A 13,345-nucleotide genomic window follows, 5' to 3' on the forward strand; every position below is an offset into this window, starting at 1 on the left:
CGCGCCGTTGACGGCGGCGATCACCGGCTTGGGCATGGTGTGCAGCAGCGCCTGCACATGGTGTACGCGCTGCTGGCGCTGCCAGCCGTTGAAGCCGACTTCGCCCGCAGGCGCGTTCATGCGCTTTTGCATGCCGCTGATGTCGCCGCCGGCGCAAAAGCCTTTGCCGGCGCCGGTCAGCACCAGGGCCTTGACGGCCTTGTCGGCCGCGACGCGTTCGAGCGCGTCGATGAACTCGGTGCGCATGTCGTCGCTCATGGCGTTGCGCTTGTCGGGCCGGTTCAGGGTGATGGTGGCCACGGCATCGGTGACCTGCAGTTGAATCAGGGAGTAGTTCATGGTGTTTTCCAAGGGCGATGTCTGGCGTGGCGGTCAGTCGGGTTTGATGTTGTTGTCCTTGACGATCAGAGCCCAGCGCTTTTCCTCGGCCTGCACATAGGCGTCGAGTTCGGCGGGCGGGCCGGCGTTGATCACCAGGCCTTCGTGTTCGAGCTTGCGAACGAAGTCGGGGGCGCGCGCGGCCTTGCGCGCGGCGGCGTTGAGGCGGTCGATCACCGGCGCTGGCGTGCCCGCGGGCACATACAGCCCATACCAGCTCTCGACGCGGTAACCGGGAACGCTGGCGGCGATCGCCGGCACGCCCTTGAACGCGGCCGAAGGCTCGAGCGTGGTCACGCCCAGCGCGCGCAGCTTGCTGGGGGTGCCCTCATTGCCGATGAAGGTGGAGACCGCGGCCGCGGTGGCGAACATCATGTCGACCTGTCCGCCCATGAGATCGGTCAGCGCCGGGCCCGCGCCGCGATACGGCACATGGGTCAGCTTGACCTTGGCCAGATTGGCGAACAGTTCGCCCGCGAGATGCGCCGACGTGCCCGCACCCTGCGAGGCATAGGTCAGCTTGTCGGGCTGGGCCCTGGCCGCGGCCAGCACGTCGGCCACGGTCTTGTACGGGCTTTCGCTGCGCACCACCAGCACGTTGGGCCCGCGGCCGATCAGCACCACGGGCGCGAAGGCCTTGTTGCTGCCATAAGGCAGCTTGGGCTGCAGCGCGGGATTGGTCGCATGCGCGAACGAGGCGACGACCACCGAATAGCCGTCGGGCGCGCTCTTGGCGATGTTGTCGGTGCCTATCATCGTTCCCGCGCCGGGCTTGTTCTCGACGATCACGGGCTGGCCCAGGTCCTTGGACATCTCCGCGCCCAGCGTGCGCGCGATCAGGTCGGTGCCGCCGCCCGGAGCGAACGGTACGACCATGCGCACCGGCTTTTCGGGAAAGGCCGCGGATGCGCTGCCCGCCGCGCCCATGAGGGCGGCGATGAAGGCCAATGATGTCGCGCCGCGGCGAGCAAAGGAATGAAGCATTTTTGTCTCCTGATTTTTTTGCGGTCATGGACCGGGTGTTCGACTCCCGCATCAGCACCGATGCCGGTCTGCGCCAGCTTAGGGGAAGGGGCGCGGTTTGTGATCCCTGCAGTTCCACCAGGTGGAATTGGCCTGGCGCGCGGCGTGCGAGAATGCGGCGTTCATTCCCTCTGCGAAAGACCTTGCTCACCATGGACCACGGCCGTTGCGAAATCCTGCACGACAAGCCCGGGCAGTCGCCCGCGAACCGCTCGCTGGAGCGCGGCATCGAAATCCTGCGCGCGTTCCGGCCCGGCTCCGAGCTGCTGGGCAATGGCGATCTTGTGGAGCGCACGGGGCTGTCCAAGGCCACCGTGAGCCGGCTGACGCAGACGCTCGTGGGCGCGGGCATGCTGCAGGTCGATCAGCAGCAGCGCGCCTACCGCCTCGCGCCCGCGGTGCTGAGCCTGGCGCATGCGATGCGCACCGGGTCCAGCGTGCTGTCGGTGGCCGCGCCGCTGATGCGCGCGCTGGCCGAAAGCCGCAAGATCAACGTCGGCCTGGCTTGCCCCGACCGCGATGAAATGGTCTATCTGGAGTCGATACGCTACAGCCGGCGCATCGTGCTGCGGCATGTGGTGTCAGGGCAGCGCGTGCCCATGGAGCTGACGTCTCTCGGGCGCGCCTATCTCGCTGTGGCGCCCGAGGCCAAACGCGAAGCGCTGCTCGCGCGCTTCGCGCAGAAAAGACCGGCGCAGTGGCCGGCGCTGAAAAAGGACATCGCGCAGGCGGCGAAGTCGGTCCAGGCGCGCGGCTTTTGCGCCGCGGCCTGGCAGCCCGAGGTGGTGGCCTTGGCCACGCCGCTGGTCACGGCCGATGCGGTCTATGTGCTCAACTGCAGCCTGTCGACGGCCGAGCCGCTGGCGCTGGTGGCCGAGGAGCTGTGCGCGGCCCTGCTGCAGCTGCGCAGCGATATCGCGCAGCGGCTCGACGCCGCCGCGGCATTTTGACGGCAGTGGATTTCTACGGCGTCAAAGAAGGCCCAGGCGCCTGGCGCGATACGCCATCTGCGCGCGCGTGAGTCCCATCTGGCGCGCGGCTTCGGCGACGTTGTAGCGCGCGTCGACCAGCGCCGTCTGGTAGACCATGGCCGACTTGCGCGCGGCGGCGCGCTCGCCCTTGGCCGCACTTGACGCGGCCGGCGCCAGCAGCGCGTTGGTCTGCACCAGGCGCCCGCCGCTGCCCAGACCCAGCGCGTCGACGTCCAGGCTTTCGCCACCGCGAAAGAGGTGGTGTACATCGATCGCTTCGTCGGGCTCGACCATGATCACGCCGCGCTCGACCAGATTCTGCAGTTCGCGCACATTGCCGGGAAAGTGGTACTGCAGCAGCGCCTGCACGGCGCGCGGCGTGAAGCCCGAGACTTCGCGCCCATGCGCCAGGCTGTACTTGCGCAGAAAGCTTTCCATCAGCAGCGGGATGTCGTCGCGCCGGTCCTTGAGCGCCGGCAGCGCGATCGGAAAAACGTTCAGCCGGAAAAACAGATCTTCGCGGAATCTTCCCGCGGCGACTTCGGCGCGCAGGTCTACATTGGTGGCGGCGACGATGCGTGCATCGACGGCAATCAGCTTTTGCCCGCCCACGCGTTCGATCACGCGCTCCTGCAGCGCGCGCAGCAGCTTGCCCTGCGCGATCAGGCTCAGCGACGCAATCTCGTCGAGAAACAGCGTGCCGCCTTTGGCGCGTTCGAAGCGCCCGGCGCGTGCATCGAGCGCGCCCGTGTAGGCGCCGCGGTCCGCGCCGAACAGCTCGGACTCGATCAAGGTATCGGGAATCGCCGCGCAGTTGATGGCGATGAAGGGCGCGTTGGCGCGCGGGCTGATGGCGTGCAGCGTCTGCGCGAAAAGCTCCTTGCCGCTGCCCGAGGGCCCGGTGAACAGCACGCTGGCCTGCGTGGGCGCGACGCGCTCGATCAGATGGCGTGCGGCGCTGAAGCCCGGCGAAATGCCGATCAGGCCTTCGCTGCCCTGCGCGGACAGGGCGCTGGCCGGTCTGCGGGCTGCGGGCGCGACGGGCGTCACGGGCGTCACGGGCGTCACGGGCGCCAGCGCGCGGCGCACGCGCTCGGTCGAGGCCTGCGGCGTGAAGTAGCGCAGGTCTTGCTCGGGATGGTCCCATTGATCGGCCGGCTGGCCGACGACACGGCAGACTTCGGCGCCCGCCGAACGGCAGGCGACTTCGCGGTAGATGATGGGCTTGCCCATGAACGCCGTGGCGTAGCCGCTCGCATAGCCGACCTGCATCCAGCAGGCCGACTCCGTGCCCATGCCGAAGGCGGCGATGTGCTCGTCGTCTTCGCTCGAGTCGTGCCACAGGAAATCGGCAAAGAAGTCGCCCTTGCCGATGTCGAACTCGAAGCGCACGGTCTCGGGACGAACGATGCCTTCGAGCTTGTGCATGCGCGGGCCGGCGTTGAACACGTTGGCCGGGTCGCCGCCCGGCCACATGCGCATCACCAGTTCGGCGTCGCGCGCGCCGGCGCCATAGCCCACGCGCGTGAGCAGCGAACGCGCCTGGTCCTGGCCCAGGCTCGCAATGAGTTCGCGCCGCATCGCGCCGTAGGTGGACGAGCGCCACAGCACCATGCGCTGGTCGTTGAGCCAGATGCGGCCGTCGCCGGGCGAGAAAGACAGCGTCTGCGTGAGTTCGCGCAGCGTGGGCGACAGGCCGTCGTCGACGTCGGCGCTGCTGCCGGCGCCGATGCGGGCCTGCATTTCGGCCAGGGACAGGCGGGCGGGAATTCTGGTGGAAGGCAAGTGGCAGCCATTGGTTGAAAAATGATGATCAATTATTTATCAAGCGATGCGCTGTTGATTCGTGGTTATCCCTTGCGCGGTTTTGCAAGTGATTGATGTGCATGGGTTTTGGCGTGCGCTCGGGCCTGGCATCGGGCTTGCGTTCTTTCTCGGCATCTTCATCAAGGAAACCACCATGCTTCAAGGAAAGACCATCGTCGTCACGGGCGCCGCCTCCGGTATCGGCGCCGCGACCGCGGCCCTCGCGCAAGCGCAGGGCGCCCATGTGATTTCGGTCGACATCAACGCGCCCGCCAAGGCGGTCGGGCGTTTCATCCAGGCCGATCTGTCCGATTTGGCGTCGATCGACCAGCTGGTCGCGGACCTGCCCGAAGGCATAGACGGCTTGGCCAACATCGCCGGCCTGCCGCCCACGCGGCCCGCGGCGGCCGTGGTCAAGGTCAACCTGGTAGGGCTCAAGGAACTCACCACGCGGCTGATTCCCAAGCTCGCCGACGGCGCATCCATCGTCAACCTCGCGTCGCTGGCCGGCATGGGCTGGCCCGAAGCGAAAGCGGCCATCCAGGCCAGCGCCACGCTGCAAATGGGCGATGTCGAGACTTTCTGCGCGGCCCAGGGCATCGAAGGCGCGCGCAGCTACTTCTTCGCCAAGGAAGCGCTGATCGTCTGGACGATGGAGAACCGCTGGACCTGGCGCAGCCGTGGCATACGCATGAACTGCGTGAGTCCCGGCCCGGTCGACACACCTATCCTCCAAGACTTCGTGCAGACGCTGGGCGCGCGCGCGGAAGAAGACATGCGCACCATGGACCGCCCCGGCACGCCGGCCGACATCGCGCCCGTGGTCGGCTTTCTGCTGTCGGATGGCGCGGCCTGGATACGCGGCACCAACGTACCGGCCGACGGCGGCATGTTCGCCAATGTGCAGCTGCAGATGCACGGCTTCTGATGGGCCTGCGCGCCGCCGCGGCGCGCGCTGCGATATCCGTTGAACGGATTTCGCATATCGGTGCCATCGTCTGTACGCATGAAGGTCGTCTGCCTATCATCCGCAACGCACAACGCTTGCGCCGCTGGCGGCGGCGCGCGGATTTCTTTCCTTCAAGACTGCGTGATTCATGACTCTGTTTGCTCGTAAATTCCTGGCCTGCCTGGGCGCGGCTGGCGTCATCGCCGGCTGTGGCGGCGGCGCTGTTTACTCGCCGCGCGGCGATGTGGTGCAGGTGAGCGGCGGCGCCATTGCCGCTGCTGGCGACTCGAGCGCCACGCTGCGCGCGTTCAAGGGCATTCCCTTCGCGGCGCCGCCCGTCGGCGCCTTGCGCTGGAAGGCGCCGCAGCCGGTGCAAGCCTGGTCGGGGGCGCGCGCGGGCGACAGTTTCGGCGCCGCCTGCGTGCAAGGCAACCGGCCCGCAGGCCAGCCCGGCTCCATCCTCTACCAGGACCCGGGACCGCAGTCCGAAGACTGTCTGTTCCTCAATGTCTGGACCGGCACGGCGCAAGGCGCGCGCGAGAAGCGGCCCGTGATGCTGTTGCTGTATGGCGGTGGCTACCAGTTGGGCGCGGCCTCGCAGACCAACTACGACGGCCGCGGGCTCGCGTCCAAGGGGGCGGTCGTGGTGACGATGAACTACCGCGTGGGCGCACTGGGCTTTCTGGCCCATCCGGCCCTGAGCGTCGAGGCCGGCCGCTCGGGCAACTATGCCTTGCTCGATGCACTGGCCGGGCTGCAATGGGTGCAGGACAACATTGCCGCATTTGGCGGCGACGCCGCGCGCGTGACGGTCTACAGCGAATCGGCCGGCGCCGGCCTGGCCAGCGTGCTGCTCGCCTCGCCCAAAGCCAAGGGGCTGTTCCATCGCATGGTGCTGGGCAGCCTGGGCGTCATGCCTGCGGGCGCCGACACTCCCACGCTGGCCCAGGCCGAAGCCGCCGGCAGCGCGTTCGGCAAGGCGCTGGGAGCCCAGACACTGGATGTGCTGCGGCAGAAATCCGCCAAGGACATCATGGCCGCGACGTTTGCGTCGGGCCCCATCGTGGATGGCGACGTGCTGCCCGACCAGATGGATAGGCTGTTCACGCGCCGGGAGTTCAACGATGTGCCGCTGATGCTGGGCTGGAATGCCGATGAAGGCACGCCTTACCCGGCGTTCGCCACCACGGTGGCCGGCTACGAAGCGACGGCGGCGGCGCGCTATGGCGGCCTCGCGCCGGCGTTCAAGGCGGCCTACCCGGTCACGAATGACGCCGATGTGCAGGCCATGGCCTATGCGCCGATGCGCGACGGCCAGTTCGCCTGGCAGCCCTGGACGCTGGCGCGCGCGCATGCGGCCCAGGGCAAGGCGCCGACCTATCTTTACTTCTTCACGCGCCGGCCCGACTACCACGCAGGCCAGCGCTTTAACGAGCAGGATCCGCCGACGAATTTCGGGGCCTACCACTCACTGGAGCAGGTCTATCTCTACAACAACCTCGACCGCAGCGCACCGCCGCGGCCCTACACGCCGCTGGATCGCCAGATCGCGGATGTCGCCTCGTCGTATCTGGTGAACTTCGCCGCGAGCGGCAATCCCAATGCCAGCGGTCTGCCGCAATGGCCGGAGTTCACCGGGCCCACCAGCCAGACCATGGAGATCGGCGACACGATCGCGCCGCGCGCGGTGTTCTCACGCGCCGGCCTGGACTTCTTCGATGGCTTCCATACCCAGAGTCTGGGCCGGCCGCTGCCTTTTTAGGCAGGCGTCAGACATCGGCCGCGCGCACGCCCTGGGCGATCAGCTGGCGGTAGCGCGACGGCGAGTGTCCCATGGCGCGGCCGAAAGCGCGCGTGAAATAGGCCGGGTCGCTGTAGCCCAACTGATCGGCGATCTGGGCCACGGGCAGCGCGGTATAGGCCAGCAGGCGCCGGGCTTCGAGCATCAGCCGGTCATTGAGGACATTGAGGGCCGAGCGGCGCAGCCACTGCTTGCAGGCGCGACTCAGGTGATCGGCCGACACCTGCAGCCGCTCGGCATAGAAGTCGAGCGCGCGCTGCTGCGCGTAGTGCGCTTCGACCAGCGTCAGAAAACGCTGGGCCAGCGCATCGCGCATGCCTGGCGCGGCGCTGCGTTCGCTTTGCTGGCCCTGAATGCGCGCCAGCTGCACCGCAATCATGGCCGCCAGGCTCAGCAAGGTCTGGGCGCGGCCGATTTCCTTGCCCGCGTACTCGCGCGCGACGTCGGCGAACAGGCGGCGCAGCGGCTCGGCGTGCGCCTGCAGCGCGGCGACGAACGAAGTCTGCAGGTGCTTTTCGGCGATATCGGACAGACCCAGCAGATGCGCCAGCGTGCGTTCGGGGATGGTGATCTGGTGGCCCACGGCTGCACGCGAATAGGTGAAGCCGTGCACCGAGCCCGGAGCAAGCATCAATGCGGCCGGCCCGTCGACTTGCATCACCTGGCCGTCGATGCTGGCGCGCACGGCGCCGCGATCGAGCAGCTGGAACTGGTAGAGCAGGGGATGACGATGGGCCGGAATTGTCCAATCCATCTCCAGGCCCCGAACGGCGACGGATTCGTAATGCAGGCAGTCATCGGGCTGGTGATGCCGCACTTCCTGATAGGGAACCAAGAGCAAGAGCTGGGCTTTCAAAAAGAGCGATCGATGCCGGAAAAGTACAACAAACCGCCCAATTCGTCCATCGCTCTTTTACCTTACTGCACGCACCATCGCAGCATGACCACCCACCCTCATTCCATGGACCACCCTGCAACCATCCGCGTGTCTGGCGCCCAGGCGCTGGTGCGCGTTCTCCAGGCCGAAGGCGTGAATGCGATTTTCGGCATTGTCGGCGGCAAGCTCTCGCCTTTGTTTCACGCGCTGAGCCAGCAATCGGCGCTGCGCTTCATCGGCCTGCGCCACGAAGCTGCCGGACCGATGATGGCCGCGGCCGTGCACGCGGGAACGGGCCGCATCGCGGTGGCCGTCGGCGAGCTCGGTCCGGGCGGACTGAATCTCATCTCGGGCCTGGGCGTGGCGTTCAACAACAGTATCCCGTTGCTGGCCATCACCACCAACCAGCACCGGGCCGCGTCCTATCCGCATGCGGGCATGTTCATGGACATGGACACGCGTGCCGTCGCCGCGCCGCTGACCAAGTGGAATGCCGTGGTCCATGACGCGCGCCGCATTCCCGAACTCGCGCGGCGCGCGCTGCGCGAAGCGCTCAGCGGCCGGCCCGGCCCGGTGCATCTCGACATTCCCCAGGACGTGCTGGCCGAAGTGCAGGCGTTCGCGGCCGATGAACTCGATCTCGCGCCGCGGCGCTACCGCGTGATGAGCGGCCCGCGGCCTGCGGCCCAGACCGTTGAGGATGCGGTGGCGTTGCTGCGCAGCGCGCGCCGGCCGCTGCTGGTCGGCGGCGGCGGCGTGGTGGCTGCGGGCGCGCAGGGCGCGTTCCGGGAATTGGCCAGGCGCCTGCAGGCGCCTGCCTTGCCCACGCAGATGGCGCTGGGCCTGATTCCATCGAACAGCGAACACTTCATAGGCCACGGCGGCATCATCGCTGGCGACGCTGTCAAGCAGGCGTTCGAGCAGGCTGACACCATCATCAGCGTGGGCTGCCGCTGGTCGTCGTGGCTCTGGGACGCGCAGGGCGCGCTGGCGCGGCGCCATCACCGCGTGATCAATATCAATATCGATCCGAGCGCGCTGGGGCAGACCGTGGCGCACGATGTCGCGATGCAGGCCGATGCGGGCCAAGCGCTGCGCGATCTGCTCGCCGCCCTGGGCTCCGAGGTGGCGACCGAGCCGGGCTGGCTGGACAGCGTGCGCGCCGTGCGCCGGGCGTATGACGACAGGCTGGCCGCATTGGCCCGGGAACCGGGCGAGGTCATGCACCCGGCGGCGCTGGCCCAGGCGATTGCCGCTGCCATGCCGCGCGACGCGCTGGCGGTGTTCGATGGCGGCCACACCACGTTCTGGAGCAACGATTTCACGCCCGCACATGATGTGCGCACGCGCTTGCACGAGCCCGGCATGAGCCATCTGGGCTTCGGCCTGCCGGCCGCAATGGCATTGCAAAGCCAGTTTCCTGACCGGACGGTGTTCAACCTCACGGGCGACGGCGCGTTTGGCTTCACGCTCAATGAACTCGACACCGCGCGCCGTTACCGGCTGCCGGTGATCAGCGTGGTCCACAACAACGCCGCCTGGGGCGTGATCCGCATGGGGCAGAAGAAGGGCCTGGATTTCGAGATGGGCACGGCGCTCGAGGACACCGACTATGCGGCGATCGCGCGCGGCTTTGGCTGCCATGGCGAAGTCGTGCTCCGGGCCGAACACGTGGCCCCGGCCATAGCGCGCGCGCTGGCCTCGGGCCTGCCCGCGGTGCTCGACTGCCGCACGCACTTTGTACCGCATCCGGCAGTTTCCCAATTCGTCAGCATGAACAAATACAGCTTTGAGGCGCTCACGGGCACAGCAGACAGCTGAGCGACCGCGATTCTTTCCCTGCACTGCGAAACCTATAAAACAAAGGAGACAAAATGCAACGCAGAACTTTCCTGGGCGCGACAGCGCTCGCGGCCAGGGCCTGGCCGGCCCATGCCCAGAGCCCGGGCAATACCGTAATCTGGTCCGGATTTCCTGCGGGCGGGCTGGGCGATATGGTGACCCGGCCGTTGCTTGAGCAGCTGCGCGGCAAGACGCCGCAGAATTTGGTCTATGACTCCAAGCCCGGTGCGGGCGGGCGCATCGCGGCCGAGTTCGTCAAGCGCGCCGCGCCCGACGGCCATACGCTGCTGCAGTCGCCGGCCGGCGTGCTGACGCTGCACCCGCATGTGTTCAAGAAACTCAACTACGAGCCGCTGACCGACTTTGTTGCCGTCGCCGGGCTGTGCAGCTACACCTATGCGTTCACGGCTGGGCCGGGCGTGCCGGCGCAGGTCAGGACCGTGGCCGATTACCTGGCCTGGGCCAAGGCGCATCCGACCCAGGCCCACTACGGCATTCCGTCGACGGGCACGGCGCTGCACATGGCCGGCATGCTGCTGGCGCGCGGCGCGGGCCTGGCGCTCAATCCCATTCCCTACAAAGGCGGCGGCCCGCTGCTCACCGATTTGCTGGGCGGGCAGGTGCCGGTGAGTTTCAACGTGCTCAGCGAAGTGCTGCCGCATGTGGCGTCAGGCAAGTTGCGTGTGCTGGCCGTGACCAGCCCCACGCGCTGGAAGGCGCTGCCCGACACGCCCACGCTGCAGGAGCTGGGTTACAAGGATATTGCCTTTGTCGAATGGCTGGGCTGGTTCGCACCCGCGGCCACGCCCGTCGCCCGGCTGGCTGCGCTCAATGCCGCGGTCAGCGAGCAAATCAGGACGCCGGCGATGGCCGAAGTCTTCCAGCGCAATGCGCTAGAACCGTTTGCACCATCTGGCGGCGCCATGCCGGCGCTTGCCGCGCTGCTACAGAAAGACCACGCGGATTGGAAGCGCGTGGTCAGGACCACAGGCTTTACTCCGGAGGATTGAATGACACGAATCAAACTTGAAGCTGCGCAGCAGATCATTGCTACCGCTCTGGCCAAGGCGCGCGAAGCCAACTACCGGCCCATGGGCGTGGCGGTGATCGACGATGCCGGCCATCTCGTGGCCTTTGCGCGCGAGGACGGCGCGAGCATGTTCCGCTTCGATGTGGCGCTGGGCAAGGCCTGGGCCGCGGTCGGCATGGGTGCGTCCAGCCGCGTGCTGGGCCAGCGCGCCAAGGACAATCCGAACTTCTTTGTGTCGCTGGCGGCGACGGCCAACGGGCGCTTTCTGGCCCAGACTGGCGCGGTGCTGATCAAGGACGCGCAGGGCCAGGTGCTGGGCGCCGTGGGTGCAAGCGGCGGCACGGGCGATGAAGACGAGATCATCTGCATCGCGGGCGTGCATGCCGCGGGATATGTGTGTGAGTGACGGGACGGTGCGTCAGCGCGTCAACCCTGCTCCGGCCTCGCGCCGATTGACTTCATAAAACACCCCGCGCAGCCAGCGATTCGCCAGATCGTTGTGCGTGCGCCGGTGCCAATGCTGCTGCACCTGCAGTTCGGGCGTGGCAAAGGGCAGGCGTATGCGCTTGAGCGGGATATGCCGGCCGACCACAGTGGCAATGTCTTCAGGCACGGTGGCAATCAGATCGCTGCCGGGCAGCAGCGTGATCAGACTCATGAAGTGCGACAGCTCCAGCGTGACCAGGCGGTTCCAGCCTTTTTCCACCAGATGGCTGTCCAGCAGATGCTCGCGTCCGTCGGGGCGCACCACGATATGCCGCGCCGCAAGGTATTGCGCACGCGTGAGCCGGCTGCCCACCTGCTCGTTGCCGGCGCAGGCAATGCAGACATACGACGTCTTGAACAATGCCTGCTGGAAGTAGTTGGCGCGCTGCAGATCAGGAAAGTAGCCCACGGCCAGCTCGGCCTCGCCGCTTTCGAGCGCCGCCGCCGCGGCGCTGCGCGACTTCGACACCGCGTGCAGCCGCACCAGCGGCGCTTCCTGGCGCAGGCGCTGGAGCACGCCGGGCAGAAACGCGACTTCGCCGATATCGGGCATCAGGATGGTGAAGCTGCGGTCGGCGCGCGCCGGGTTGAAGCCCACCTGCTGCAGGATTTCCGACTCTATCGTCTGCACCACCTGATGCACCACAGGCGCCAGCTCGAGCGCGCGCGGCGTGGGCTCCATGCGCCCGCCGGTGCGGATGAACAGCGGGTCGTCGAACAGCACTTTGAGCCGCGCCAGTGCGCCGCTGGCCGCGGGCTGGCTCAGGCCCACGGCTTCCGCCGTTCTGTTGACGCTGCGCAATCTGGCCATCGCATCAAAGATGACCAGCAGGTTGAGATCGACCGAACGTATATCCATGGAACCGATTTTAGTTATCTGTCAGATCGCCTGTACAGAGTTTTATGCGATTCCTAAGATCCGTTTCGGAGACAAAAAATGAAACCCCATCAACAATCCGTACCCTGCGGCTGCGGCATCGATGTGCACGCCCATCTGGTGCCGGAGCACTTTCCCCGTTACATCGGCAATGCGCTGCCCGCGGACTGGCCTTCGATGGCGCCGGCACACGACTGCCATCGCCACGTGATGATTTCGGGCAAGGTCTATCGCACCGTGTCCGACCGCTGCTGGAGCGCACCGAAACGGCTGGCCGATCTGCCGGCCATGGGCCTGGCGCTGCAGGTGGTCTCGCCCATGCCCGAGCTGTTCGGCTACTGGATGGCGCCGGCCGCGGGCCAGCAGCTCACGCGCTACCTCAATGACCAGACCGCGGCGCTGGTCGACGCAGGCGGCGGACAGTTGGCCGGCATGGGTGTCGTGCCGTTGCAGGACATCGATCTGGCGATTCGCGAACTGGAACACGCGGTGCGCGTGCTCGGCCTGCGTGCCGTGGAAATCGGCAGCAACATCAATGGCCTGCCGGTCGGCGCGCCGATGTTCGATCCATTCTTCGAAGCCTGCGTGGCACTCGATGCCGCCGTGTTCGTGCACGCGGTGCGCCCCGCCGGCATGGAACGCCTGGTCGGCCCCGCGGCGCTGCAGCAGGTGCTGGCCTATCCCACGGATGTGGGCCTGGCCGCGGCTTCGGTGGTCACTGGCGGATTGCTGGCGCGCCAGCCCAAGCTGCGCATGGCATTCAGCCATGGCGGCGGCACGCTGGCCGCGTTGCTGCCGCGGCTGCAGCAGGGCTGGCAGGTGTTTGCGGCGCTGCGCGAATCGATCAGCGAACCGCCGGCAGACACCGTGCGCCGCCTGTTCTACGACACGCTGGTGTTCGACGACGCCATGTTGCGTCAGCTGCTGCACGCCTTCGGCCCGGCCGCGCTGATGGTGGGCACCGACTATCCGTTCAATTTTCAGGAACGCGCACCCATGCAGCGCCTGGAGAGCGCCGGCTTTGATGCCGCGACGCTCCAGGCAATTTCCCACCGCAATGCCAGGCGCTTTCTGGGCCTGGACCCACACAAGGACTCCGAATGAAATCGCCCTGGATAGAGGGACTGCGCAGCGTTGCGCTCACCGTGCCTGATCTGAGCGCCGCCGAGCGTTTCTATACCGACATCTGGCGGCTTGAAGTCGCGGACCGTGGCGAGGGCGTGGTTTATCTGCGCGGCTCAGGCGCCGACCACCATCTGCTGGCGTTGCACCAGGCCAGCGGCAGCCCCCGGCTGCTCAAGGTGA

13 protein-coding genes are annotated in these 13,345 nt (G+C 67.2%); 8 read left to right on the forward strand and 5 right to left on the reverse strand.

What is annotated here, in order from left to right:
- Positions 1-339, reverse strand: a 339-nt coding sequence (locus KHY18_RS25570) for an enoyl-CoA hydratase/isomerase family protein (protein ID WP_213306837.1), incomplete at its 3' end; no start/stop codon positions are given.
- Positions 340-372: 33 nt separating this feature from the next.
- A complete protein-coding gene (locus KHY18_RS25575) occupies positions 373-1,362 on the reverse strand; it encodes a tripartite tricarboxylate transporter substrate binding protein (protein WP_213306840.1) in 990 nt (329 codons plus the stop codon).
- A gap of 191 nt (positions 1,363-1,553) precedes the next feature.
- Here KHY18_RS25575 and KHY18_RS25580 point away from each other — a divergent pair, with 191 nt between their 5' ends.
- On the forward strand, positions 1,554-2,351 hold the full coding sequence (locus KHY18_RS25580) for an IclR family transcriptional regulator (protein ID WP_213306843.1): 798 nt from the start codon (positions 1,554-1,556) through the stop codon (positions 2,349-2,351).
- Positions 2,352-2,372: 21 nt separating this feature from the next.
- Here the strand turns inward: KHY18_RS25580 and KHY18_RS25585 are convergent, their stop codons facing one another.
- Entirely contained in the window at positions 2,373-4,157 is a 1,785-nt protein-coding gene (locus tag KHY18_RS25585) for a sigma-54-dependent Fis family transcriptional regulator (RefSeq protein ID WP_249729385.1), read from the reverse strand.
- Positions 4,158-4,332: 175 nt separating this feature from the next.
- Between KHY18_RS25585 and KHY18_RS25590 the strand changes: the two genes are divergently transcribed.
- Positions 4,333-5,106 (forward strand): coniferyl-alcohol dehydrogenase, encoded by a 774-nt coding sequence (locus KHY18_RS25590; RefSeq protein ID WP_213306846.1) that lies wholly within the window; start codon positions 4,333-4,335, stop codon positions 5,104-5,106.
- Positions 5,107-5,275: 169 nt separating this feature from the next.
- Positions 5,276-6,889, forward strand: coding sequence for a carboxylesterase/lipase family protein (locus KHY18_RS25595; protein ID WP_213306854.1), 1,614 nt, complete (start codon positions 5,276-5,278; stop codon positions 6,887-6,889).
- 7 nt (positions 6,890-6,896) lie between these two features.
- Here KHY18_RS25595 and KHY18_RS25600 read toward each other — a convergent pair whose 3' ends face one another.
- Positions 6,897-7,769: an AraC family transcriptional regulator gene (locus KHY18_RS25600; RefSeq protein WP_213306856.1), complete on the reverse strand. Its 873-nt coding sequence runs from the start codon at positions 7,767-7,769 to the stop codon at positions 6,897-6,899.
- A gap of 99 nt (positions 7,770-7,868) precedes the next feature.
- Between KHY18_RS25600 and KHY18_RS25605 the strand changes: the two genes are divergently transcribed.
- From KHY18_RS25605 to KHY18_RS25615, 3 genes are read left to right on the forward strand one after another with little or no spacing between them, the layout of a single operon-like run.
- Positions 7,869-9,626 carry a thiamine pyrophosphate-binding protein gene (locus KHY18_RS25605; protein WP_213306858.1) on the forward strand — a complete coding sequence of 586 codons (1,758 nt, stop codon included), beginning with the start codon at positions 7,869-7,871 and terminating at the stop codon, positions 9,624-9,626.
- Positions 9,627-9,679: 53 nt separating this feature from the next.
- Positions 9,680-10,657, forward strand: a complete 978-nt coding sequence (locus KHY18_RS25610; RefSeq protein WP_213306860.1) for a Bug family tripartite tricarboxylate transporter substrate binding protein — start codon at positions 9,680-9,682, stop codon at positions 10,655-10,657.
- A complete protein-coding gene (locus KHY18_RS25615) occupies positions 10,658-11,083 on the forward strand; it encodes a GlcG/HbpS family heme-binding protein (protein ID WP_213306862.1) in 426 nt (141 codons plus the stop codon). It begins immediately after the preceding gene.
- A 12-nt stretch (positions 11,084-11,095) separates the two neighbouring features.
- On the opposite strand, the gene KHY18_RS25620 is transcribed toward KHY18_RS25615, so the two are convergent.
- Positions 11,096-12,022: a LysR family transcriptional regulator gene (locus KHY18_RS25620; RefSeq protein WP_213306863.1), complete on the reverse strand. Its 927-nt coding sequence runs from the start codon at positions 12,020-12,022 to the stop codon at positions 11,096-11,098.
- Between the two features lie 78 nt (positions 12,023-12,100).
- Between KHY18_RS25620 and KHY18_RS25625 the strand changes: the two genes are divergently transcribed.
- Complete coding sequence (locus KHY18_RS25625) at positions 12,101-13,144, forward strand: amidohydrolase family protein (protein ID WP_213306865.1); 1,044 nt, start codon at positions 12,101-12,103, stop codon at positions 13,142-13,144.
- A partial coding sequence (locus tag KHY18_RS25630; RefSeq protein WP_502769412.1) for a VOC family protein occupies positions 13,141-13,345 on the forward strand: 205 nt, incomplete at its 3' end. The genes KHY18_RS25625 and KHY18_RS25630, both read left to right, overlap by 4 nt.

Origin of the sequence: Acidovorax sp. CCYZU-2555, assembly GCF_018413525.1 — a bacterium.
Taxonomy (GTDB): Bacteria; Pseudomonadota; Gammaproteobacteria; order Burkholderiales; family Burkholderiaceae_C; genus Comamonas.